We start from the raw sequence: 22,071 nt of genomic DNA, 5'->3' as shown, positions 1-22,071 counted from the left end.
ATGTACGCCACGCCGTTGCCGGGCTATGCGTGGCAACGGGCAATCGCTACACTTGCCGCACGATTTTGAAACATATCTCTCCCCCGTCATGAATCAGGAGATTGCCTACCTCCACCCGGTCAAGACCGCCCGTGCACTGGTGCTGGTCTACCTGTGCTTTTCGGTACCGATCGTCTCGCTGGGGCTGTTTGTTGCCTTCATCCGCTACGGCGACCTGCCCGGCATCACCGTGTTCACGGCGCTGATCCTGAACGCACTGATCGGATTCGGTCTGCTGTGGCTGGCCTGCAAGGCCTACAACTGGGTGGCCGCGCGCTTTGGCGGCATCGAAGTCCACGTGCGCGAACTGGCGCCCGAAGAGCAGAACTGATCCGCTTGCGGAGCCGGCGCGCGGCACCGCCAGCCCGCGCCGCCAACTTCAGCCGCCCGCGTCTTCCGACACTTCGGGCACGCCCAGCACTTCGGACACGCCGGTGCCCAGCAACTGCTGTGCCGCCTCGCCAGGCAAGGCCTCGACTGTCCGCAGCTTGCGCGCCATCTGGCGCGTGCGAACCTCGGCCTGTTCGATATTACGTGCCGCACGCTCCAGCGTATCGCGGGTCTTGGCAAGCACGTCCCCGAATTTCCCAAATTCCGTCTTCACAGCGCCCAGCACTTCCCACACTTCGCTGGAACGCTTTTCCAGTGCCAACGTGCGGAAACCCATCTGCAGGCTGTTCAGCAGTGCTGTCAGGGTTGTGGGTCCCGCCACCGTGACGCGGTAGTTGCGCTGCATCACATCAGTCAGGCCGGGCCGGCGCAAGACCTCTGCGTACAGCCCTTCCGTCGGCAGGAACAGAATGGCGAAATCCGTGGTGGCGGGCGGCGACAGGTATTTCTCCGAGATGGTCTGCGCCTCCCGCCGCAATGCCACTTCCAGCTCACGCCCAAATGCGGCCACGCCGTCGACGTCGCCACGCTCCTGGGCATCGAGCAGTCGCTCGTACTGCTCCTTCGGGAACTTGGCATCGATCGGCAGCCAGACCGCACCCTGCGCGGCATCCTTGCCCGGCAGTCGGATGGCAAATTCCACGCGCGCGCCCGAGTTGCGCACGGTTTCCACGTTCTTGGCGTACTGGTCGTGCGTCAGCATCTGCTCGAGCAACATCTCGAGTTGCACTTCACCCCAGGTACCGCGCGACTTCACGTTGGTGAGTACCTTTTTCAGGTCACCGACGCCCTGCGCCAGCATCTGCATTTCGCCAAGACCGCGATGCACCTGCTCGAGCCGGTCCGAGACCAGCCGGAACGACTCGCCGAGCCGTTGCTCCAGCGTGGCGTGCAGCTTTTCGTCGACGGTGCGGCGCATCTCGTCGAGCTTGGTGGCGTTGTTTGCCTCGATGTCGCGCAGCTTCTGCTCCAGCGTGGCGCGCACCTCGGCCAGCCGGCGTTCGTTGCCTTCCGACATCTGCGCAAGCTGCTGTTGCAGGCCGTCGCCAAAGCGGCGCAACGACATGGCTTGCTCGTCGCGTGCCTGCTGACCCTGCAACAGCAGGTTCTGCCTGACGTGTTCGAGTTGCTGTGTGTTCGATTCGGTCAGCTTGGCCAACTGCTGGGCAAAGGTGTCGATCTGGTTGTTCTGCAGCGTGGCGATGCTCGTGAGCTGTGACGACAGCGTCTGCTGGAAGCGCAGCATCTGCTGGGCCGACTCCGACCGGCTGCCGCGCGCGGCCTCGGCCACTTCATTGCGCAGTTCGCGTTCGAGCCGCTCCATCCCGCGCAGGCCTTCATTGCGGGAATCGGCAAGCTGGCGATACAGGTCGCCGTCGGCTGGCGAAGCCTGCTGGCGCAGCACCAGGACGACTAGGAGAACCAGCGCAAGCAGCGCGACGCCAAGCGTAAGCAGGGGAATCCAGATCATAGATAACGCTTCAGCGGCGATGCCCCATCACCGCGGGATTGATGACGGACTTGGGATGCCCGGCATCAGGCCCGGCATCGAGCGCCGCGATCAGGTTGTCGGCGGCCAGCATGGCCATGGCACGGCGCGTCTTCTCCGATGCGCTGGCGATATGCGGTGTCAGCACAATGTTGGGCACGATCAGCAGGTCCGGGTGAACATCCGGTTCGCCTTCGAACACGTCGAGGCCGGCGGCAAAGATACGTCGCGCCTTGAGCGCATGCGCCAGCGCCTCGTCGTCGACGATGCCACCGCGCGCAAGGTTGACCAGCGTCGCAGTCGGCTTCATCTGGTTCAGTTCGGCAGCGCCGATCGCGTGGTGGCTGTCCGGGCCATACGGCAGGACCAGCACCACGTGGTCGGACTGTTGGAGCAGCTCGGCCTTGCTCACATAACGCGCATTGAGCGCCTGCTCCGTGGACGCCGGCAGCTGGGTGCGGTTGTGGTACAGCACCGTCATGCCAAACCCGGCCGCGCGCCGGGCCAGCGCCTGGCCGATGCGGCCCATGCCGAGGATGCCCAGCGTGCTGCCGTACACGTCCATGCCGACCAGCATGTCATAGCTCCATCGCTGCCACCTGCCATCGCGCAGGTAGTGCTCGGACTCTGTGACGCGGCGCGCGGTCGCCATCAGCAGCGCCCAGCCGAAATCGGCCGTGGTCTCGGTCAGCACGTCAGGCGTGTTCGTGGCGACAATGCCCGCTGCCGTCAATGCCGGAATGTCGAGGTTGTTGTAGCCCACCGCCATATTGCAGACGGCACGCAGGCCGGGCAGCGCGGCAATCAGGCCGGCATCGACGCGGTCGGCGGTATTGGTCAGCACGCCCGCCTTGCCGGCCAGGCGCGCCTTGAGCGCGTCGGCATCAAGCACGGCGTCCTGCTGGTTGTCATCGACATCGAAATGCCGCGCGAGATGGTCGATGACGTCGGGAAAAATGGCGCGGGTGACAAGGACAGACGGCTTCATGGCATCACACTTTGAAAAAGAGGAACGTCATCACCAGGAACAGCGGCAGCAGGATGGAGCCAGACCATAGCATGTAGCCGAAGAAACTGGGCATGCGCAGGCCGCGGTTTTCAGCGATGGCTTTCACCATCAGGTTCGGCGCATTGCCGATATAGGTATTGGCGCCCATGAACACCGCACCCGCGGAAATGGCCGCGAGCGTGGAAGCGTCGCGCGTCATCAGCGTGGCGGCATCTCCGCCTGCGGTGTTGAAGAACACAAGATAAGTCGGCGCATTGTCCAGGAAGGACGACAGCAGGCCGGTCGCCCAGAAGTACATGCTGTCGACGGGCTGCCCGTTGGCATCGCTGACCGTCCGCACCACGGCCCCGAACGCGCCGTCGGTGCCGGCCTTGAGCATGGCGATCACCGGGATGATGGTCAGGAAGATGCCGGCAAACAGTTTGCCGACCTCCAGGATCGGCTCCCAGCTGAACTCGTTGCCGCTGCGTGCCGAGTGCGGCGTCACCAGCAGCGAGACAATGGCCACGGCCACCAGCATCACGTCGCGCACAGCCGCCTGCAGCGGCACCTCGGTGCCAAGCACGTCGAACGAAAGGCCCGGCTTCCACAATCCGCTCATCAGGACCAGACCCACCACCGCGAGCAACAGCACGAAGTTGGCCTTGCCTTCGATGCGCAGGCCGCGTGTGTCCGGTGTGGGATCGCTGTGGGCCGGCAGCGCCTCCTCCTTATTGTGGTAGTAGTGCCGGTCGAGCACGTAGAAGATCGCCAGCAGCGCCACGCAGACGAACAACGTCTCCGGCAGGATATTGCGCAGCGTCCAGAAGAAGTCCACGCCCTGCAGGAAGCCCAGGAACAGCGGCGGATCGCCGAGCGGCGTGAGCGAGCCGCCCGCATTGGCCACCAGGAAGATGAAGAACACCACCACGTGCGACACATGGCGGCGGTTGTCGTTGGCGCGCAGCAGCGGCCGGATCAGCAGCATGGCCGCGCCCGTCGTCCCCATGACGCTGGCAAGCACCGTGCCAAGTGCCAGGATGCCGGTATTGAGCCCCGGCGTTCCGTGCAGATTGCCGCGCACGCAGATGCCGCCCGCGACGATATAGAGCGCTGCGATCAGCGCGATGAATGGAATGTACTCGGCCAGCAGCGCGTGCACCGCGCCTGCCAACGCCGCATGCACACCGAACACCGCGGCGAACGGCAACAGGAACAGCAGGCCCCAGCCCGCGGCGATCTTGCCGTAGTGGTGATGCCAGAAACGCGGCGCCAGCAGCGGCAACAGCGCAATCGACAGCAGCACCCCCGCGAACGGCAGTCCCCACCATGCGGACAGCGCTGCGCCATTGATGTCGGCGGCGTGTGACAGCGAGGGCAAAAAGGCCAGCATGGCCGGCACCGGCCACAGCATGCGGGCACGTTTCATCAAATGAACTCTCCTTGAACAGTGTGCGCAGGAGCAGCAGGGCAAAACTGCCGCGCAGGCATGAGACCTGTAGCGGCGCCGGCGCCTGCCCTTCCGAAGCGCGCGATCAGGTCTGGTCGACCAGGATGACGTGGACGCGATACGGCCCATGCGCGCCCAGCACGATGGTCTGCTCGATATCGCCGGTACGCGAGGGCCCGCTGATGATATTGGTCGCGCGCGGCAACTCGCCGCGTTCGCTGCGCACCAGCGCGAACGCATCTTCGAGACTGTCGACGATGCGCGACACGGGCACCACCGCGATATGTGTCTCCGGCAACAGCGCTGCCGACGCGAACGTTTCCGGACCCGACAGCAGCATCAGCGAGCCCGTCTCGGCGATGGCGCAGAAACAGCCCGTGATGCCAACCAGATCGCCATGGTCGTGGTCGGCCTGTGGATCGCGCTCGGGAGGCCGGCACTCCACGGTCAAGCCGCTGTCCTGCCATGGCAGCGCACCAAACGCGCCCCACGCGACGGCACGATGCACCAGGTTCAGGCTGTCCAGGAAGCGCGCTGTCGCGGCCGGCACATCGGCGAGCGTCGCAACACGATCGACCGTGGACGCCATGCGCTGCGCCTGTGCCACGAAGGCTTCGGTACGGTCCGGGTGCGCCTCTGGGCGAGGCCCCTGCGGATGACGCGCGAGGTAGTCGGCGACGGCTTCGCGCTCGCCGCTGGTTACCTTGGGTGAACGCCCCTGCGCGGCGCGGATACGGGCAAAGATGCGGTCACGGGCGTTGTTGGTTTCCATAGGGCCTGGCGTCATGAACATGCGTGGCAATGCACGCCATTATAGTGGCGCGCCCTGCCCCGCCCTCGCCCCGAATCTGTTGAAAATTGCTAAGCAGGCGCCTGGACCTCGAACACCTGGCGCAGGTAGGCCAGGTAGCCGGGATCGTCGCACATGGTCTTTTCCGGCGTATCCGACAGCTTGGCCACGGGCTGCCCGTTGCAGCGGACCATCTTGATGACGATCTGAAGCGGCGTATAACCAAGATCGTTGGTCAGGTTGGTTCCCACGCCGAACGCCAGCCGGCAGCGGCCATGAAAGCGCTCGTACAACTCGATGACACGCGGGATATCGAGGCTGTCGCTGAAGATCAGCGTCTTGCCGAGCGGGTCGACACGGTTGGCCGCATAGTGCGCCAGCATCCGCTCGCCCCACAGGAACGGGTCGCCGGAATCGTGTCGCACGCCGTCGAACAGCTTGCAGAAATACAGGTCGAAATCGCGCAGGAACGCGTCGAAGCCGTAGGTATCCGACAGCGCAATGCCCAGGTCGCCGCGGTATTCGCGCGCCCAGCTTTCCAGCGCGAAGACCTGCGAATCGCGCAGGCGCGGGCCCAGTGCCTGGCACGCCTGCAGATACTCGTGGGCCATGGTGCCCAGTGGCACCATATTGTGCAGGCGCGCGAAATGTACGTTGCTCGTGCCTGCCAGTTGCGGCCCCAGCATGCCACGCATCGCCAGCAGGACCTCTTCCTGCCAGCCGCGCGAGAAGCGGCGGCGCGTGCCATAGTCCGCGATCACGCAATCGCGGTAGTTCGGTGCCTGCAGCAACGTCAGCTTCTCATCCAGCCGGCGGCGGCCTTCGGCAAGGTCGGGCTCGGGCCGGGTGCGGCGGAAATACACCTCGTTGACGATGGCCAGCAGCGGCACCTCGAACAGGATGGTGTGCAGCCACGGGCCACGGATCGCGATCTCGATCTCGCCATTGCCCTGCGGCGCGGGTTCGATCGAGACGTACTTTTGGTTCAGGTGGAATAGCGCGAGGAAATCGACGAAATCGCTCTTGATGAAACGCATGCCCCGCAGGTAGTCGAGTTCCTCGTCCGAGAAGCGCAGGCTGCACAGGTGCGCCACCTCCGCACGGATCTCCTCGATGTACGGGGTCAGGTCGACGCCCGCGTTCCGGCACTTGAAGCGGTACTCGACGTGCGCCTGCGGGAAATGGTGCAGCACCACCTGCATCATCGTGAACTTGTACAGGTCGGTGTCGAGCAGGGATGGAATGATCATAACGGGCCAGACGGCGATGCCGGGTCAGGCACACATGCTAACCGATGTCCGCCCTGGCGGGCGGAAGGGTGTTCGAACGCCGGGTCAGCCGCCGTCGAGAAAAGGTTGCGGCCGCCGCGGGGCCGGGACGCCCTGTACACACCACAAGGGACGGCCATCGCTGCCCCGGCAAGACACCAGCGTTGCCGCCGTGCGCGGCACCCGCACTGGTAATGGCTCGGCGAACGCGCCGTTCTCCGCCATGATGCGCTCGGCATAGACCTGGTGGCCCGCGCGCTGGAAACTCAGCACCTGCACCATCTGGCGGGCATCAGGTTGCAGTTCGGGGCCGCATGGCAACAACCCTGTCCGCCCGCAGTTGGCCATGGCATCTCCGGCTGGGGCCCGGGTGACGCTGAAGCTCTCCCAGTCGAAGCTCGTCAGTGCCCCCAGCGTCACTGGCTGGTCCGAGCGCGTGCGCCATGCCACTAGGCGGGACACCACGCTGTCGGCCATGCGCGGCTCGGACAACGTCTGCGCGTTTGCGCCGGCCGGGAGTATCGACGCCAACAAGTGCAGTCCGATAAGCCCCAGCCACCCGAACGATGCCAGGGCCCGGTAACGCGCGCCTGTCAGGAACTTCCACGGACCAAAGCGCTGCTGGCAAGGCATGGTGATCTCCTGGTGATTGGCCGTGACAGAGGGTGCGACGATCGGAAGTGCTTCCGGGACCATCGCATCGTGCCATCGCCGCACTATCTGGCACAGACCTGTTCGCAATCAAATATACATAAAGAAATAAGAAAACTATCTGATCCGGCTATATAGACCCGCTATCCTTGCCCGGAGGCTCGGATACAATATCGGTTTCTGAAAGGCCACGGCCCGCGCTCGCCCCGTGCAGATCGCCATTTGGCGGCAATGCTCGTTGCAGCGCCGGCAAACAAGCGGCCGAAACCAGTTTCCCATCAAAAGCCGACCCGTTTTCCTGGAACCGAAATGACTCACGTTGTCACCGAATCCTGCATCCGTTGCCGCTACACAGACTGCGTTGACGTATGTCCGGTGGATTGTTTCCGTGAAGGCCCGAATTTTCTGGCCATCGACCCGGACGAGTGTATCGACTGCGCAGTGTGCGTGGCCGAATGCCCGGTGAATGCCATTTACGCCGAGGAAGACGTTCCGGGCGACCAGCAGCAGTTCATTCAACTGAACGTCGAGCTGGCACGCAACTGGCCGTCCATCACCAAGACCAAGGCTCCGCTGGCCGAGGCCGAAGAGTGGAAAGACGCCACCGACAAGCTGCAATACCTGCAGCGCTGAACTGACTAGAAAGCCGTCCCCACGCGCTTTCCGCAATGCCGGGCACGCGATGCCCACAACGTATCAGGACGATTATGGACTTGAGCATTCCCAATCCCGTTGCCGACACGACGAAAGCCGCCGCCAGCAACACCGCCGGCGGTCAGCCGCTGGAAATCGACGCGCTGATCGTCGGTGCAGGCCCCGTGGGCCTGTTCCAGGTGTTCGAGCTGGGCCTGCTCGAAATCAAGGCACACGTCATCGACTCCCTCAAGGTGGTGGGCGGCCAGTGCGTGGAGCTGTATCCGGACAAGCCGATCTACGACATCCCGGCCGTGCCCAGCTGCACCGGCCAGGAACTGACCGACAACCTGCTCAAGCAGATCGAACCGTTCGAGCCCACCTTCCACCTGGGCCAGGAAGTCTCCGTGGTCGAGCGCCGTGAAGATGGCCGCTTCTTCGTCGAGACCTCGCTCGGAACCCGCTTTATCACCAAGACCATTTTCATCGCCGCGGGCGTGGGCTCGTTCCAGCCGCGCACGCTGAAGGTCGACGGCATCGACAAGTTCGACGGCAAGCAGCTGTTCTACCGAGTCAAGGATCCGAGCCGCTTCCACGGCCGCAACCTGGTGATCGTCGGCGGCGGCGACTCGGCGCTGGACTGGGCGCTGGATCTCGTCGGCAAGGCCGAGTCGGTGGTGATGATCCACCGCCGTGATGGCTTCCGCGCCGCACCGGCCTCTGTCGCCAAGATGAAGGATCTGTGCGAACAGATGGAAATGCAGTTCCTGGTCGGCCAGATCGGCGGCTATGAAGAGAAGGATGGCGTGCTCACCGAGGTCAAGGTGACCGGCGCCGACGGCGTCACCCGCCGCCTGCCGCTGGACGACCTGCTGGTGTTCTTTGGCCTGTCGCCCAAGCTCGGCCCGATCGCCGAGTGGGGCCTGGACCTGGAGCGCAAGCAGATCAAGGTGGACACCGAGAAGTTCCAGACCAATATTCCCGGCATCTTCGCGGTGGGCGACATCAACACCTACCCCGGCAAGAAGAAGCTGATCCTGTCGGGCTTCCACGAGGCCGCGCTGGCCGCGTTCGGTGCTGCACCGTATATCTTCCCCGAGAAGAAGATCCACATGCAGTACACCACCACCTCGCCGAAGCTGCACAAGGTGCTCGGTGTGGAATCGCCGGTGTTCGACTGATCACGGTCCGGACCGGAGCGATCCAACAGAAAGCCGCCTGAATGGCGGCTTTTTTCTTGTGGGCGCAGCAGCCAGGCACCTCGCCAGACCAGCCGGCACGATAAATATGCCAAAAAGTGTTGACGAGGAAACGAGAGGCTGGCTATAATCTCTTTCTCTGCTGTTCCCCGATAGCTCAGTCGGTAGAGCGCCGGACTGTTAATCCGTAGGTCCCTGGTTCGAGCCCAGGTCGGGGAGCCATCCGATACAAGACGAAGGCCGATGCGCAAGCATCGGCCTTTTTCTTTTTGTCGCTTCGATCTCACCCTGCCCCAGCGCCTTACCCCGCAAACCGGTAGCCGAGCCCGACTTCCGTGAGCAAATGCACGGGCTGCGCCGGATCCGCTTCGAGCTTGTGCCGCAAGTGGCCCATATAGACCCGCAGATACTGGCTGCTCTCGGAATGCGAAGGCCCCCAGACCTCGCGCAGCAACTCGCGATGCGTCATCACCTTGCCGCGATGCGCGATCAGCACCGACAACAGTCGGTATTCGATCGGTGTCAGGTGCACCGCCTGCCCCGCGCGCATGACCATCCGGTTCGCCAGGTCGACCTGCACTTCGCCAAAGGCGATCTGCGTCGAACCATGCGGATTCGATCGCGCATGCCGGCGCAGCAGCACGCGCAGGCGCGCCACCAGTTCGCCCACGCCGAATGGCTTGGTCAGGTAATCATCGGCACCGGCATCTAGCGCGCCGATCTTGTCTTCCTCGCCACTGCGCGCGGACAGCACCAGGATCGGCACCTCGGTCCAGGTGCGCACTTCTCCGATCAGGTTGATGCCGTCGCCGTCGGGCAAACCAAGGTCAAGCACCACCAGATCCGGCTGGCGCGTGCCCGCCTCGATCAGGCCGCGCTTGAGGTTCTCCGCCTCGTGCACGGTGCAGCCTTCGGCCTGCAGGGCCGTGCGCACGAAGCGGCGGATATGGGGTTCGTCCTCGACCAGCAGCACCGTGGGCGAAAACTCGAAAGGCATCTGTGGCTCTCCGTCTGAATGCGATTACGCGGGAATGTCCGCCGCCTCGGGCTCGATCACCGGCGGATTGCCGCGCGGCAGGGACGCGACGAAGCGCGCACCGATGCCGACACCCGCCATGGCCGCTTCGCGCACGGGTTCGACCCAGATGCGTCCGCCATGGGCCTGCACGATCGCATCGCAGACCGCGAGCCCGAGGCCCACGCCGGTCGTCACCGACTCGCGCTCGCCCCGCGTGAATTTATCGAAGATCTGCCGTTCGCTACCGGCCGGCACGCCCGGGCCATCGTCTTCCACCATCAGGCGTACCTCTTCATCCATGGATTCGGCACGGATACGGATCTCGGTGCCGGCCGCCGTGTATTTCGCGGCATTCTCCAGCAGGTTGCACAGCACGCGGTCCATCAGCACGGCATCGCACTCGACCAGCGGCATCGTGGACAAGTCCGCCACCACGACGGGATGCAGTGCAAGCGCGTCGCGCAACGCGCCGAGCGCCGCGCCGACCAGCTCTTCGAATGACTGCCATTCCTTCCGCATGCGTACGTCGCGTCCCTGCAACCTCGCCATGTCGAGCAGGTTGACCACCATGGTACTCATGCGCCTGGCTTGTTCTCGCATTGCGGCCACCGTCTCGGCGACGCGCGGCGCGAGCGGCGGATCGCCACGCTGCAAGGTCTCGGCCATGCCGACCAGGCTGGTCAGCGGCGTGCGCAGGTCGTGTGACACAGCGGCCAGCAGCGAGCTGCGCAGCCGCTCCGACTCCATCGACAGCAGCGCCTGCTGGGCGACGTCGACATAGTGCAGCCGCTCGATGGTGATGGCGATCAGCGTCGCAAACACGTCGACCTGCCGCCGCAATGCCGGCTGGGCAAATGCGCGCCACGCTCGCGGTTCCACCGCCAGCACGCCGCGCGTCTGCATCGGCGCCTTGAGCGGCAGGTACAGCACCGTGCCGGCCGGCAGCGTGTGCGTGCCCGTGCCGGCCGGCTGGCCGTGGTCGAACACCCATTGCGCGAGCACGCGGTCGATCGCATCGCTGTGCGCATCGGCTTGCCCCGGCTCGATCGCAGGAGGCAACAGGCGACCATCCGGCCCTACCAGGAAGAACGCCGAGCGCGCATCGAAGGCCGCGCGCAGGAAGCGGCTGCCGATCGAAACGATCTGCTCGGTCATCAATGACGACGACAGTTCGCGCGCGAGTTCGTAGAGCGTGCGCGCGTCGGTTTCGCGCTGCACCGCCACCTCGGCCTGCTCGCGCAGCCCGGCGGTGAGCTGGCCGATCACCAGGCCCACCGACAGCAGCACCAGGAAGGTCAGCAGGTACTGCACGTCGCTGACTGAAAAGGAAAGCCTCGGTGGCACGAAGAAGAAATCGAAGGCCCCTACGGCAATCACCGACGCCAACGCCGATGCAGCGCGCCCATGCCGCAATGCCACGCCAACCACCGCCACCAGGAACAGCATGGCGATATTGACCAGGTCGAACCACGGCCGGGCCAGCGTCGATACCGCCGTCGCGCCGGCGCACCAGGCTATGGCCCACAGGTAGGACCGCATGCGGACACGGCGCTCTTGCGCGTGCGCCGACTCGCTTTCCTCAGGCGGTGCCGGCACGCTGGCGGGCCTGACGTCCATGCGCGTGGTATCGGCGGCCACGCGTATCACATCGATTTCGGGGCACGCGGCCGACAGCGCATCGGCAAAGCTTTTGCGGCCGAACCACCACGCGCGCGCGCCCAGGAACGGCGACAACGCCCAGGCCAGCAGCGAGCGCCCCTGCCGCAGCAGCGATCCGTTCTCGCGCCGCCATCGCGCCGGGGTGCGGCCAAGCACCACCTTGGTCAGGTTGTGGCGCCGGACATAGCCGGCCACGGCCTGCACCAGGTCGATGCCCGCAAGCGTCTCGGTGCGCGCGCACAGCTCTTCGGCCAGGCGCATCACGGACTCCAGCCGCACACGCTCGGCATCGGGCACGGCCGCGAGCCGTGGCGCGGCCACGGTGATCACGTGGCAGTCGCAATCGAGCTGGCCGGCAAGCCTGCGCGCGCTCCGGACCACCTGCTCGGCATCGCTGCCAGCCCCGATGCAGGCCAGCACCGCCTCGCGCGTGCGCCAGACAGACTGGATCGACTCGGCGCGGCGATAGGCACGCACATCATCGTCGACGCGATCGGCCGTGCGCCGCAGGGCCAGTTCACGCAGCGCGATCAGGTTGCCCTTGCGGAAGAAATTGCGCACCGCGTGGCGCGCCTGCTCCGGCAGGTAGACCTTGCCTTCGTGCAGGCGCCGCAGCAGTTCATCGGCGGGCAGGTCGACCAGGATCACTTCGTCGGCACTGTCGAAGACGGCATCGGGCACGGTTTCCCAGACGCGGATACCAGTGATGCCACCGACGGCTTCATTGAGGCTGTCGAGGTGCTGGACATTGACCGTCGTCCAGACGTCGATGCCTGACGACTGCAATTCCTGGATGTCCTGCCAGCGCTTCGGATGCCGGCTGCCGGCCGCGTTCGAATGGGCCAGCTCATCGACCAGCACCAGCGCCGGCCGGCGCGCCAGCGCACCATCGAGATCGAACTCCGCGAGCACGCGGTCCCGGTACGGCACGTCCCGCATCGGCAGGCGCTCGATGCCGTCGATCAGCGCCTCGGTCTCGGCACGGCCATGCGTCTCGACCACGCCGATGACCACATCTGCGCCCTGCTCTCTCAGCGACCGTGCTGCGCTCAGCATGGCGAAGGTCTTGCCTACACCGGCAGAGGCACCGAAGTAGACGCGCAGCTTGCCACGCGCGGCGCGCGCGCCCTCCTCCTGCATGCGCTGCAGCAGGCTGTCCGGGTCCGGACGTTCAGCGGGAGATGGCAATTCGGGCATGGTTAACGCACTTCCCGACGCAGGGTCGGGCACGGTCGGATTGTGCCACGCGCGCCAAAGCGCGCCCGCATTGCCGGCCTATTTGCCGGATGCCGCATCCAGCGCCAGGTTCAGCGTGAGCACATTGACGCCGGGGTCACCCAGCACGGCCAGCAACGGCGACTGCGTGTTCGCACGGATCAATTCCCGCACCGTCTCCGGCGCCAATCCGCGCAGGCGCGCCACACGCGATACCTGGTAATCGGCTGCCGCCGGGCTGATGTGCGGATCCAGTCCGCTGCCGGAGGCCGTGACAAGATCGACCGGCACCGCAGCCTTGTTGTCCGGATCCGCCGCGCGCAGGGCATCGATGCGTGCGCGCGCGGCATCGGTCAGCGCGGGGTTGGTCGGCCCGAAGTTGGAACCGGCCGATGCCGCCGCGTTATACGGCATGGGCGCAGTGGCCGACAGGCGGCCCCAGAAATACTTCGGGTCCGAAAACGGTTGGCCGATCAGGGTCGAGCCCACAACCTTGCCGTCTTTGACGATCAGCGAGCCGCCTGCTTCCTTCTGGAACACTACTTGCGATATTGCGGTGATCACGCCGGGGTACAGCAAACCCGTCAGCAGCGACAACGCGATGAAGACGACCAGCGCCGGCCGCAGCAGCCCTCCTTGCTGCGGCTCGATTGGGACGGGTTGCGTCGATTGCATGTGCGTATTCATGATGCCTTCTCTATGCAAAGGGATGCTCAGACCAAGCCCAGCAGGGCCAGTACCATGTCGATCAGCTTGATCCCGGCAAAGGGCACCAGGATGCCGCCGAGACCATAGACCAGCAGGTTGCGACGCAGCAGCACTGCCGCGCCGAGCGGCCGGTAGGCCACGCCCCTGAGCGCCAGCGGTATCAGCGCCACGATGATCAGCGCGTTGAAGATCACGGCCGACATGATCGCCGACGACGGCGTGGTCAGCCCCATCACATTGAGCAGGTTCAGCTGCGGATAGGTGGTGGCAAACGCGGCCGGGATGATGGCGAAGTACTTGGCCACGTCGTTGGCCACGCTGAACGTCGTGAGCGATCCGCGCGTCATCAGCATCTGCTTGCCGATCTCGACGATCTCGATCAGCTTGGTCGGGTTGCTGTCGAGGTCGACCATATTGCCGGCCTCTTTCGCCGCCTGCGTGCCGCTGTTCATCGCCACCGCGACATCGGCCTGGGCCAGCGCCGGCGCATCATTGGTGCCGTCGCCAGTCATCGCCACGAGGCGGCCCTCGCCCTGGTACTGGCGAATCAGCTTGAGCTTGGCCTCGGGCGTCGCTTCGGCAAGGAAGTCATCGACACCGGCTTCGGCCGCGATGGTCGCCGCGGTCAGCCGATTGTCGCCGGTGATCATCACGGTCTTGATGCCCATCTTGCGCAGCTCGGCGAAGCGCTCGCGGATACCGGTCTTGACGATGTCCTTGAGTTCCACCACGCCCAGCACACGCACGTTGCCGTCGGCTTCCTCCGCCACCACCAGAGGCGTGCTGCCCGCGCGGGCCACATCGTCTACTGCCTGCATCACAGCCTCGGGAAACTTGCCGGCGCGCTCGGTCACGAAACGGCGCACGGTATCAGCAGCGCCCTTGCGCACGATGCGCTCCCCGTCGCCATTGCGCAGGTCCACGCCGCTCATGCGCGTCTGCGCCGTGAACGGGATGAACACCGGCCGCAGCACTGCCATGTCGGGTGCGGCAACACCCTGCTGCTGGCGCGCGAGCGTCACGATGCTGCGCCCTTCCGGCGTCTCGTCGGCAAGCGAAGACAGCCATGCCGCCTGTGCCAGCTGCTGGGCCGCGATGCCCGGTGCGGGCACGAAGCGCGAGGCCTGGCGATTGCCGTGGGTAATGGTGCCGGTCTTGTCGAGCAGCAGCACATCCACGTCGCCCGCGGCTTCCACCGCGCGGCCCGAGGTGGCGATGACGTTCGCCTCCATCATGCGGCTCATGCCCGCCACGCCGATGGCCGACAGCAGCCCGCCGATCGTCGTTGGGATCAGGCAAACCAGCAGCGCAACCAGCACGGTGATGGTCACCGGGAGGCCGGCCCTGGTAACCAGCACGCTGTAGAGCGAGAACGGCAGCAGCGTGGCGGTTGCCAGCAGCAGCACGATGGTCAGGCCCACCAGCAGGATCGTCAGCGCGAGTTCATTGGGCGTCTTCTGCCGCTTGGCGCCCTCGACCATGCTGATCATGCGGTCGATGAAGCTTTCGCCCGGATTGGTGGTGATGCGTATCACGATCCAGTCCGACAGCACGCGCGTGCCGCCGGTCACCGACGAAAAATCGCCGCCCGATTCACGGATCACCGGCGCGGATTCGCCGGTGATGGCGCTCTCGTCGACCGACGCCACGCCCTCGATGACTTCGCCATCGCCGGGGATCATGTCTCCGGCCTGGGCCAGCACGATATCGCCGCGCCGCAAGGTAGTGGCCGCGCGCATTTCCGTCGCGCCACCCCGCTTGCCGTCCACCAGCACGCGCGCCGTGGCGGTGGTCTTCAGCCCGCGCAGCGATTCCGCCTGCTGCTTGCTGCGGCCTTCCGCCAATGCTTCGGCAAAGTTGGCGAACAGCACCGTGAACCAGAGCCAGACCGAGACTGCCAGGATAAAGCCGGCACTTTCCCCGCCCATCGCTGCGGGCGCGGCCAACGCCTTGAGGAACAGGATGGTGGTCAGGATGCTGGCCACGTAGACCACGAACATCACCGGGTTGCGCAGCTGCTCACGCGGCGACAGCTTCTTCAGCGCGGCCAGCAGGGCTGGCCTGACCAGCTCGGGCGCGAACATGCCGCGCCGTGGAGGACGATGATGCTGGCCGGGCGTTTGGATGGCAACGCTCGCAGGCGTCGTGGACGTTGCCGCCGATGCATGGGCGCTGGATGCGGCGCTGCCAGCCTTGCTCTGCGTCGCCATGGATTCTTGTTGCATGCGTTTCTCCGCAATACGCTTACTTGGCAATCGCCATCACTGCGCCCTGCAGCTGCTCGGCAACGGGCCCCAGTGCCAGGGCCGGGACATAGGTCAGCGCGCCTACCATCAGTACCGAGCCGACCAGCAGCGCCACGAACAGCGCGCCATGTGTAGGCATGGTGCCGGCCGTGACCGGCAGCCGCTTCTTCGCCGCCAGCGAGCCGGCCAGCGCGAGGACAGGGATGATGATCCAGAAGCGGCCGAACCACATCGCCGCGGCCAGCAGGGTGTTGTAGAACGGCGTGTTGGCGGACAGGCCGGCAAAGGCGCTGCCGTTGTTGTTGGCCGCAGAAGACAGTGCATAGAGGATCTCGGAGAAGCCATGCGTGCCCGGGTTGAACACCCCCGCCCTGCCCGCCTCCGTCATCACCGCGATCGACGTGCCAAGCAGCACCAGCAGTGGCGTGACAAGGATCGCCACGGCGGCCATCTTCATCTCGTACGCCTCGATCTTCTTGCCCAGGTACTCCGGCGTGCGCCCGATCATCAGGCCGGCGATGAACACCGCCAGCACCGCGTACACGAGCATGCCGTAGAGGCCCGAGCCGACGCCGCCGAACACGACTTCGCCGAGCTGCATCAGCAGCATCGGCACCAGCCCGCCGATGGCGGTGAAGGAGTCATGCATTGCATTGACCGCGCCGCACGAAGCCGCCGTGGTGCTGGTGGCGAACAGCGCCGAGGCCGCCATGCCAAAGCGCGTTTCCTTGCCTTCCATATTGCCGCCGGCCTGCAGTGCGGAAGCCGCGTGATCGATCGGTAGTCCGGCGAGGGCAGCGTTCGACTGCATCTCGGACATCGACACCACGCAAGCCATGACCACGAAGATCACCGTCATCGAAGCGAGCAGCGCCACGCCCTGGCGCCGGTCCTTCACCATCTCGCCAAAGGTGAAGCACAGCGCGGCCGGGATCAGGAAGATGGCCAGCATCTCGATCAGGTTGGCGAGTGCGTTCGGGTTCTCGTATGGGTGCGCCGAGTTCGCGTTGAAGAAGCCGCCACCGTTGGTGCCGAGCATCTTGATGGCTTCCTGCGAAGCCACCGGGCCCATGGCCAGAATCTGTTTGTCCGTCTTCAGGTTTTCCGTGAGCGGCTTGCCCTGTGCGTCGAGCACCGTCTGCCCGGCCGCATCGACCTTGGGCTGGCCGTACTCGACCGGCGTCACCAGGCTGACTTCCTTGTAGCGGTCGAAGTTCTGGATCACACCCTGGCTGACCAGCGCCAGCGCGATCACTGTCGCAATCGGCATCAGCACGTACAGCGTGCTGCGCGTCATGTCGACCCAGAAGTTGCCGATGGTCGCGCTGCGCTGCCGCGCAAAGCCGCGGATCAGCGCGAACACCACCGCGATGCCGGTCGCCGCGGAGACGAAGTTCTGCACGGTGAGCGCCAGCATCTGCGTCAGGTAGCTCATCGTCGACTCGCCCGCGTAGCCCTGCCAGTTGGTGTTGGCGACAAAGCTGATGGCGGTATTGAAGGCCGAGTCGGGCGACACGGCGCCGAAGCCTTGCGGATTGAGCGGCAGGTAGCCCTGCAGCCGTTGCAGCGCGTAGACCGCGACCACGCCAAGCAGGTTGAATGCAATCACGGCAATCGCGTACTGCTTCCAGCCCATCCCGGCATCGGCGCGGACGCCGGCGAGCTTGTAAAGCAGGCGTTCGAGCGGACGCCCCCAGGCGGTCAGCCTATACGCGCCGTCCTCCATTGCGCGCCGCATGTAGCGGCCGAGGAACGGCGCGATGGCAAACAGGATTGCCAGGTACAGGGCCAGCAGGCCCAGGAATTCGGTTGACATCAGAATTTCTCCGGGCGGAACAGCGCGATCAGGAGGTAGACGAAAATCAGCGCGGCGAGTGCGCCGCTCAACAGATCGGCCCAGTCCATCACAGCCCCCTGCCGGCAGCGCTGTGGTCATGCCCGGCGGCGGCCTTCGCCTCATTGGCGCCCAAGGCAGCGCACAGCCATAGCAATGCCGCGCTGGCGGCAGCCAATACGATCAAGGCGATCAGGAAGAACCCGTCCATGACAATCGATCCAGGAGTGACTGACACGGGAAGCTTATGGATCAGCCCCTAAAAACGGGGTAGAAAGACCGGGAGCCGATATAAAGAACATATAAAGACGCAGGACGACCGCCATCGGCAGGGACAGTCCGAGAATTCGCCGCCGCGGCATCAACCTGGTGTAAATTCACGTCCTCGGCTTGCATCGGCCCTGAAGTCGGCATCACGGCTCCGGGGGCGATTCACGGGCCACATTACTGTTAACGCGTAGCGCGCGATGCCTCCCAAATCGCGGCACGTTCTTGACATTTGCGTCGTATACGTGCCATAGTTACGGGCGTATAGCTTTTTACGGAAACCGGTACTGCCAGGCTCCCGATGCATAAGGAACCCGGCGCTATCACCCCTGACACTGGTTGCACGGACTCACCGGTCCACATCTTTCAGGTTCGCGGGGGTGCATACAGGGCAGTGTCTGCCCCGTGTGCAATACCAGCCGCCCCGGCGGCCGCAGTTTCCCCTCGTTTGAACCAGCCGCTTGCGCGGCAGCCATCCCCTAAAGGACTGAATTGACCAAGATCGTCTTGAAACCCGGTGAGCCGGTTGAAGTTGCAATGCGTCGCTTCCGCCGCTCCATTCTGCAGACTGGCCTGATCGTCGAGCTGAAGAGCCGCACCGCCTACGAAAAGCCCACGACCGAGCGCAAGCGCAAGAAGAAGGCTGCCGAAGCGCGCCTGCGCAAGCGCCTGCGCATGCAGATGCTGCCGAAGAAGATGTACTGATTCGGTTCGCACCATAAAAAAACCGCCAGCATGCTGGCGGTTTTTTTATGCGCCGCGTTTCGCGCCCGCATGTTCGATCGCCCCTTGGGGCATAGTGCAGTGCAGCACCGGTCATGCGTGGCGATGACCGGCATAATGGCGGATATTGCGCCCGCCGGCGCGCCAACCGTCTTCCTGCCTTGACTGCCATCCTCGAGTTGCGCAAGGTGCGCAAGCAATACGGCGATACGGTCGTCGTCAACGACCTGGACCTGCAGGTGCATCGCGGCCAGTGCTTCGGGCTGCTCGGGCCCAACGGTGCCGGCAAGACCACCACGCTGCGGCTGCTGCTGGGCCTGACCACGCCGGCAGGCGGCTCGCTGACGCTCTGCGGCGAACCGATTCCCGAGCGCGCACCGCAGGCGCGCATGCGCGTGGGCGTGGTGCCGCAGTTCGACAACCTCGACCCGGATTTCTCGGTCATCGAGAACCTGCGCATTTTCGGCCGTTACTTCGGCCTGTCCTCGGCCGTGATCGCGCAGCGCGTACCTGCCCTGCTCGAGTTCGCGCGGCTGGAGAACCGTGCCAATGCCCAGGTGCGCGACCTGTCCGGCGGCATGCGCCGGCGCCTGACGGTGGCCCGCGCGCTGGTCAACGACCCCGACCTGCTGATCATGGACGAGCCCACCACCGGGCTCGACCCGCAGGCCCGGCACCTGATCTGGGAGCGGCTGAAATCCCTGATGGCCAGCGGCAAGACCATCCTGCTGACCACGCACTTCATGGAAGAGGCCGAGCGCCTGTGCAACTACCTGTGCGTGATCGACGGCGGCCGCAAGATTGCCGAAGGCAAGCCGCACGAGTTGATCGACAGCCAGATCGGATGCGACGTGGTCGAAGTCTACGGCGATGAACTCGACACGCTGCGCGGCACCCTGACACCGCTGGCCGAGCGCACCGAAATGAGCGGCGAGACGCTCTTCTGCTACGTGCGCGAGCCCGCCCCGCTGCTGGCCGCCCTGCACGGCCAGAGCGGCGTACGCTACCTGCACCGGCCGGCCAACCTTGAGGACGTGTTCCTCAAGCTGACCGGCCGCGAGATGAGGGACTGACATGAGCGAACAGGATCCGCGCCAGGAAGCGGCCACCGCAGAGGTCGGCCACGCCCGCCAGGGCACCGAACCGCGGCAGCACTATCGGCAGCCGGTGCTGCCCCGCAACCTGCGCAACTGGATGATGGTCTGGTACCGCAACTACATGGTGTGGAAGAAGCTGGCCCTGCCATCGATGATCGGCAACCTGGCCGACCCGATGATCTACCTGTTCGGCCTGGGGATCGGGCTGGGCCTGCTGGTCGGGCAGGTGCATGGGGTTCCGTACATTGCTTTCCTGGCGGCCGGCACCACGGCGTCGAGCGTGATGATGTCGGCGAGCTTCGAGTCCATGTATTCGGCGTTCTCGCGCATGCACGTGCAGCGCACCTGGGAAGCGATCATGCACGCGCCGCTGACGCTCGGCGACGTGGTGCTCGGAGAGATCCTGTGGGCGGCCAGCAAGGCCGTGCTGTCGGGGCTCGCCATCATGCTGGTGGCGGGAACATTGGGTTATGCGCACATGCCGGGCGCGCTGCTGGCGCTGCCGGTAATCGTGCTGGCGGGCATCACCTTCGCCAGCCTGGCGATGATCGTGACGGCGCTGGCCCCCGGCTATGATTTCTTCATGTTCTACCAGACGCTGGTCATCACGCCGATGCTGCTGCTCTCGGGTGTGTTCTTTCCGCTGGAGCAGTTGCCGGAGGGAGCGAGAGCAGCCACCAATGTCCTGCCCCTCGCGCATGCGGTGGCGCTGATCCGGCCGCTGATGCTGGGACGTCCGATTGACCACGCCGCACTGCATATCGCGGTGCTGGCCGCTTACGCCATTGTCGCGTTGGTACTTTCGCTGGTACTGTTGCGGCGCCGCTTGCTACGCTGAGATACGCAGGCGGCCGGTTGCCCGGGCCTGATGACCCGGCGCTTATTCATTTGCCCGCCGGGCAGCCTTGCATGCCGCTTTCGTTTTCCGGTTTTTCCCGATATTCACATCACGCCGTCTACCTCGCTGGCGCTGTTCTGGCTGGCGCCAGCCTCGCGGGATGCAGCGTAGTCGGGGCAACGGTGGCCGTTGGCAGCGCTGCCGTATCGACCGCAGCGACCGTAGGCTCTGCCGCCGTCAGCGTTGCGTCGACGGCGGTCGGAGCAACCTATGATGTGACCAAGGCCGGCGTCAAGGCGGTGGCCGGCAGCGATAGCGAGACACCGGCCCAGACGCCCTGAGCCGGCATCACGCAGTCCTCTTACTCGCCCAGTCCACGCAGCAGGTCGGCCTTCAGGTCGGCCACCGACTCCAGCCCCACCGCCAGTCGAATCAGTCCTTCGCCAACGCCCGCAGCCGCCTTGGCTTCGGGCGTGACGCGCGCATGCGTGGTCGTGTACGGATGCGTGATCGTGGTACGCGTGTCGCCGAGGTTGCCGGTGATCGAGCACAGCCGCGTGTTGTCGATCACGCGCCAGGCATTCGCGCGCTGCTGCTCGGGCGTGGCACCCTTCAGTTCGAACGACACGATGGCGCCACCGCCGCTTTGCTGGCGCATGGCGATCTCGTGCTGCGGATGCGACTTGAGCGCGGGGTGGAACACGCGCGCCACGGCAGGATGCGATTCCAGGAACTCGGCCAGCGCGAGCGCGTTGACGGAATGCCGCTCCATGCGGATGGCCAGCGTCTCCATGCCCTTGAGCAGCACCCAGGCGTTGAACGCGGACAGCGTCGGGCCGGCGGTGCGCACGAACGGGAACACCTTGCCCATGATGAAGTCGCGCGTGCCGACCACCGCGCCGCCCAGCACGCGGCCTTGCCCATCGATATGCTTGGTGGCCGAATGCACCACGATATCCGCGCCGAACTTGATCGGCTGCTGCAGCGCCGGCGAACAGAAGCAATTGTCGACGACGAGCTGCGCGCCGGCATCGTGGGCGATCTCGGCCACGGCGGCGATGTCGGCCACTTCGGTGAGCGGGTTGGACGGCGTTTCCAGGAAGAACATCTTCGTGGTCGGCCGCACCGCCGCGCGCCATGCGTTCAGGTCCGCCGGATCAACGAAGGTGGTCTCGATGCCGAACTTCGCGAAGATATTCCCGAACATTGTCATGGTCGAGCCGAAGATCGCGCGCGAGCTCACCAGGTGATCGCCCGCCTGCATCAGCGACATCACCACCGAGAGAATGGCGCTCATGCCCGAGGCGGTCGCCATGCAGGACTCCGCGCCTTCCAGCGCCGCCAGGCGCGACTGGAACATCGACACCGTCGGGTTGGTGAAGCGCGAATAGGTGAAGCCCTCTTCCGAGTTGGCAAAGCGTTCGGCGGCTTCCGCGGCGCTGTTGAAGCAGAAGCTCGAGGTCAGGTACATCGCCTCGGAATGCTCCATGTTTTCGCTGCGCAGCGTGCCGGCGCGCACGCCGAGGGTTTCGATGCCAAGCGATTCAGGATTGAGCGGTTCGTTCATGC

The 22,071-nt window shown here is 65.2% G+C and carries 20 protein-coding genes and 1 tRNA gene; 7 read left to right on the top strand and 14 right to left on the bottom strand.

What is annotated here, in order from left to right:
• Positions 1–88 precede the first annotated feature (88 nt).
• Positions 89–370: a hypothetical protein gene (locus tag ACIGJB_RS04800; RefSeq protein ID WP_483708662.1), complete on the top strand. Its 282-nt coding sequence runs from the start codon at positions 89–91 to the stop codon at positions 368–370.
• A 48-nt stretch (positions 371–418) separates the two neighbouring features.
• Here ACIGJB_RS04800 and ACIGJB_RS04795 read toward each other — a convergent pair whose 3' ends face one another.
• The 6 genes from ACIGJB_RS04795 to ACIGJB_RS04770 form a co-directional block, all read right to left on the bottom strand.
• A complete protein-coding gene (locus ACIGJB_RS04795; RefSeq protein WP_483731632.1) occupies positions 419–1,900 on the bottom strand; it encodes a DNA recombination protein RmuC in 1,482 nt (493 codons plus the stop codon).
• A 10-nt stretch (positions 1,901–1,910) separates the two neighbouring features.
• Positions 1,911–2,906: a 2-hydroxyacid dehydrogenase gene (locus tag ACIGJB_RS04790; protein WP_483731631.1), complete on the bottom strand. Its 996-nt coding sequence runs from the start codon at positions 2,904–2,906 to the stop codon at positions 1,911–1,913.
• A gap of 4 nt (positions 2,907–2,910) precedes the next feature.
• The gene (locus tag ACIGJB_RS04785; RefSeq protein WP_483731630.1) at positions 2,911–4,335 is read right to left on the bottom strand and encodes a sodium:proton antiporter; all 1,425 of its coding nucleotides are present in this window, start codon (positions 4,333–4,335) and stop codon (positions 2,911–2,913) included.
• A gap of 106 nt (positions 4,336–4,441) precedes the next feature.
• Positions 4,442–5,128 (bottom strand): LutC/YkgG family protein, encoded by a 687-nt coding sequence (locus ACIGJB_RS04780; RefSeq protein WP_483731629.1) that lies wholly within the window; start codon positions 5,126–5,128, stop codon positions 4,442–4,444.
• Between the two features lie 89 nt (positions 5,129–5,217).
• Positions 5,218–6,396 (bottom strand): nicotinate phosphoribosyltransferase, encoded by a 1,179-nt coding sequence (pncB, locus tag ACIGJB_RS04775; RefSeq protein WP_483731628.1) that lies wholly within the window; start codon positions 6,394–6,396, stop codon positions 5,218–5,220.
• An 84-nt stretch (positions 6,397–6,480) separates the two neighbouring features.
• Entirely contained in the window at positions 6,481–7,047 is a 567-nt protein-coding gene (locus tag ACIGJB_RS04770) for a hypothetical protein (RefSeq protein ID WP_483731627.1), read from the bottom strand.
• A gap of 327 nt (positions 7,048–7,374) precedes the next feature.
• On the opposite strand from ACIGJB_RS04770, the gene fdxA reads away from it, so the two are divergent.
• The 3 genes from fdxA to ACIGJB_RS04755 all read left to right on the top strand — a co-directional run bounded on the left by fdxA (position 7,375) and on the right by ACIGJB_RS04755 (position 9,119).
• A complete protein-coding gene (fdxA, locus tag ACIGJB_RS04765) occupies positions 7,375–7,698 on the top strand; it encodes a ferredoxin FdxA (RefSeq protein ID WP_483711515.1) in 324 nt (107 codons plus the stop codon).
• A 74-nt stretch (positions 7,699–7,772) separates the two neighbouring features.
• Positions 7,773–8,879: an NAD(P)/FAD-dependent oxidoreductase gene (locus ACIGJB_RS04760; protein WP_483708669.1), complete on the top strand. Its 1,107-nt coding sequence runs from the start codon at positions 7,773–7,775 to the stop codon at positions 8,877–8,879.
• Between the two features lie 164 nt (positions 8,880–9,043).
• A tRNA-Asn gene (locus ACIGJB_RS04755) sits at positions 9,044–9,119 on the top strand.
• 79 nt (positions 9,120–9,198) lie between these two features.
• Here the strand turns inward: ACIGJB_RS04755 and kdpE are convergent.
• The 7 genes from kdpE to ACIGJB_RS04720 form a co-directional block, all read right to left on the bottom strand.
• A complete protein-coding gene (kdpE, locus tag ACIGJB_RS04750; protein WP_483731626.1) occupies positions 9,199–9,894 on the bottom strand; it encodes a two-component system response regulator KdpE in 696 nt (231 codons plus the stop codon).
• A 24-nt stretch (positions 9,895–9,918) separates the two neighbouring features.
• The gene (locus ACIGJB_RS04745; RefSeq protein ID WP_483731625.1) at positions 9,919–12,771 is read right to left on the bottom strand and encodes a DUF4118 domain-containing protein; all 2,853 of its coding nucleotides are present in this window, start codon (positions 12,769–12,771) and stop codon (positions 9,919–9,921) included.
• A gap of 78 nt (positions 12,772–12,849) precedes the next feature.
• Positions 12,850–13,476, bottom strand: a complete 627-nt coding sequence (gene kdpC, locus ACIGJB_RS04740) for a potassium-transporting ATPase subunit KdpC (protein WP_483731624.1) — start codon at positions 13,474–13,476, stop codon at positions 12,850–12,852.
• A gap of 26 nt (positions 13,477–13,502) precedes the next feature.
• Entirely contained in the window at positions 13,503–15,722 is a 2,220-nt protein-coding gene (kdpB, locus tag ACIGJB_RS04735) for a potassium-transporting ATPase subunit KdpB (RefSeq protein ID WP_483731623.1), read from the bottom strand.
• Positions 15,723–15,741: 19 nt separating this feature from the next.
• Entirely contained in the window at positions 15,742–17,559 is a 1,818-nt protein-coding gene (gene kdpA, locus ACIGJB_RS04730; RefSeq protein ID WP_483731622.1) for a potassium-transporting ATPase subunit KdpA, read from the bottom strand.
• Positions 17,559–17,648, bottom strand: a complete 90-nt coding sequence (gene kdpF, locus ACIGJB_RS04725; protein ID WP_483731621.1) for a K(+)-transporting ATPase subunit F — start codon at positions 17,646–17,648, stop codon at positions 17,559–17,561. Before kdpF ends, kdpA begins: the two co-directional genes overlap by 1 nt.
• Positions 17,648–17,788: a hypothetical protein gene (locus ACIGJB_RS04720; protein ID WP_483731620.1), complete on the bottom strand. Its 141-nt coding sequence runs from the start codon at positions 17,786–17,788 to the stop codon at positions 17,648–17,650. The genes kdpF and ACIGJB_RS04720 overlap by 1 nt, the downstream gene beginning before the upstream one ends.
• Before the next feature lie 548 nt (positions 17,789–18,336).
• Between ACIGJB_RS04720 and rpsU the strand changes: the two genes are divergently transcribed.
• The 3 genes from rpsU (at position 18,337) to ACIGJB_RS04705 (ending at position 20,502) form a co-directional block, all read left to right on the top strand.
• Positions 18,337–18,549: a 30S ribosomal protein S21 gene (gene rpsU, locus ACIGJB_RS04715; protein ID WP_211948988.1), complete on the top strand. Its 213-nt coding sequence runs from the start codon at positions 18,337–18,339 to the stop codon at positions 18,547–18,549.
• 179 nt (positions 18,550–18,728) lie between these two features.
• Positions 18,729–19,640: a nodulation factor ABC transporter ATP-binding protein NodI gene (nodI, locus tag ACIGJB_RS04710; RefSeq protein WP_483731619.1), complete on the top strand. Its 912-nt coding sequence runs from the start codon at positions 18,729–18,731 to the stop codon at positions 19,638–19,640.
• A 1-nt stretch (position 19,641) separates the two neighbouring features.
• Complete coding sequence (locus ACIGJB_RS04705; protein ID WP_483731618.1) at positions 19,642–20,502, top strand: ABC transporter permease; 861 nt, start codon at positions 19,642–19,644, stop codon at positions 20,500–20,502.
• A gap of 361 nt (positions 20,503–20,863) precedes the next feature.
• On the opposite strand, the gene ACIGJB_RS04700 is transcribed toward ACIGJB_RS04705, so the two are convergent.
• A complete protein-coding gene (locus ACIGJB_RS04700) occupies positions 20,864–22,069 on the bottom strand; it encodes an O-succinylhomoserine sulfhydrylase (protein WP_483731617.1) in 1,206 nt (401 codons plus the stop codon).
• Between the last annotated feature and the right edge of the window lie 2 nt (positions 22,070–22,071).

It is taken from the genome of Cupriavidus sp. C2SS-8b (assembly GCF_057073745.1).
Note: the sequence above shows the minus strand (reverse complement) of the source record. Positions and strands in the feature narration are given on the sequence as shown.

Coding starts and splice junctions, on each gene's coding strand:
- ACIGJB_RS04800 (WP_483708662.1), top strand. CDS start 89: ATGAATCAGGAGATTGCCTACCTCCACCCGGTCAAGACCGCCCGTGCA.
- ACIGJB_RS04795 (WP_483731632.1), bottom strand. CDS start 1,900: ATGATCTGGATTCCCCTGCTTACGCTTGGCGTCGCGCTGCTTGCGCTG.
- ACIGJB_RS04790 (WP_483731631.1), bottom strand. CDS start 2,906: ATGAAGCCGTCTGTCCTTGTCACCCGCGCCATTTTTCCCGACGTCATC.
- ACIGJB_RS04785 (WP_483731630.1), bottom strand. CDS start 4,335: ATGAAACGTGCCCGCATGCTGTGGCCGGTGCCGGCCATGCTGGCCTTT.
- ACIGJB_RS04780 (WP_483731629.1), bottom strand. CDS start 5,128: ATGGAAACCAACAACGCCCGTGACCGCATCTTTGCCCGTATCCGCGCC.
- pncB (WP_483731628.1), bottom strand. CDS start 6,396: ATGATCATTCCATCCCTGCTCGACACCGACCTGTACAAGTTCACGATG.
- ACIGJB_RS04770 (WP_483731627.1), bottom strand. CDS start 7,047: ATGCCTTGCCAGCAGCGCTTTGGTCCGTGGAAGTTCCTGACAGGCGCG.
- fdxA (WP_483711515.1), top strand. CDS start 7,375: ATGACTCACGTTGTCACCGAATCCTGCATCCGTTGCCGCTACACAGAC.
- ACIGJB_RS04760 (WP_483708669.1), top strand. CDS start 7,773: ATGGACTTGAGCATTCCCAATCCCGTTGCCGACACGACGAAAGCCGCC.
- kdpE (WP_483731626.1), bottom strand. CDS start 9,894: ATGCCTTTCGAGTTTTCGCCCACGGTGCTGCTGGTCGAGGACGAACCC.
- ACIGJB_RS04745 (WP_483731625.1), bottom strand. CDS start 12,771: ATGCCCGAATTGCCATCTCCCGCTGAACGTCCGGACCCGGACAGCCTG.
- kdpC (WP_483731624.1), bottom strand. CDS start 13,476: ATGAATACGCACATGCAATCGACGCAACCCGTCCCAATCGAGCCGCAG.
- kdpB (WP_483731623.1), bottom strand. CDS start 15,722: ATGCAACAAGAATCCATGGCGACGCAGAGCAAGGCTGGCAGCGCCGCA.
- kdpA (WP_483731622.1), bottom strand. CDS start 17,559: ATGTCAACCGAATTCCTGGGCCTGCTGGCCCTGTACCTGGCAATCCTG.
- kdpF (WP_483731621.1), bottom strand. CDS start 17,648: ATGGACTGGGCCGATCTGTTGAGCGGCGCACTCGCCGCGCTGATTTTC.
- ACIGJB_RS04720 (WP_483731620.1), bottom strand. CDS start 17,788: ATGGACGGGTTCTTCCTGATCGCCTTGATCGTATTGGCTGCCGCCAGC.
- ACIGJB_RS04705 (WP_483731618.1), top strand. CDS start 19,642: ATGAGCGAACAGGATCCGCGCCAGGAAGCGGCCACCGCAGAGGTCGGC.
- ACIGJB_RS04700 (WP_483731617.1), bottom strand. CDS start 22,069: ATGAACGAACCGCTCAATCCTGAATCGCTTGGCATCGAAACCCTCGGC.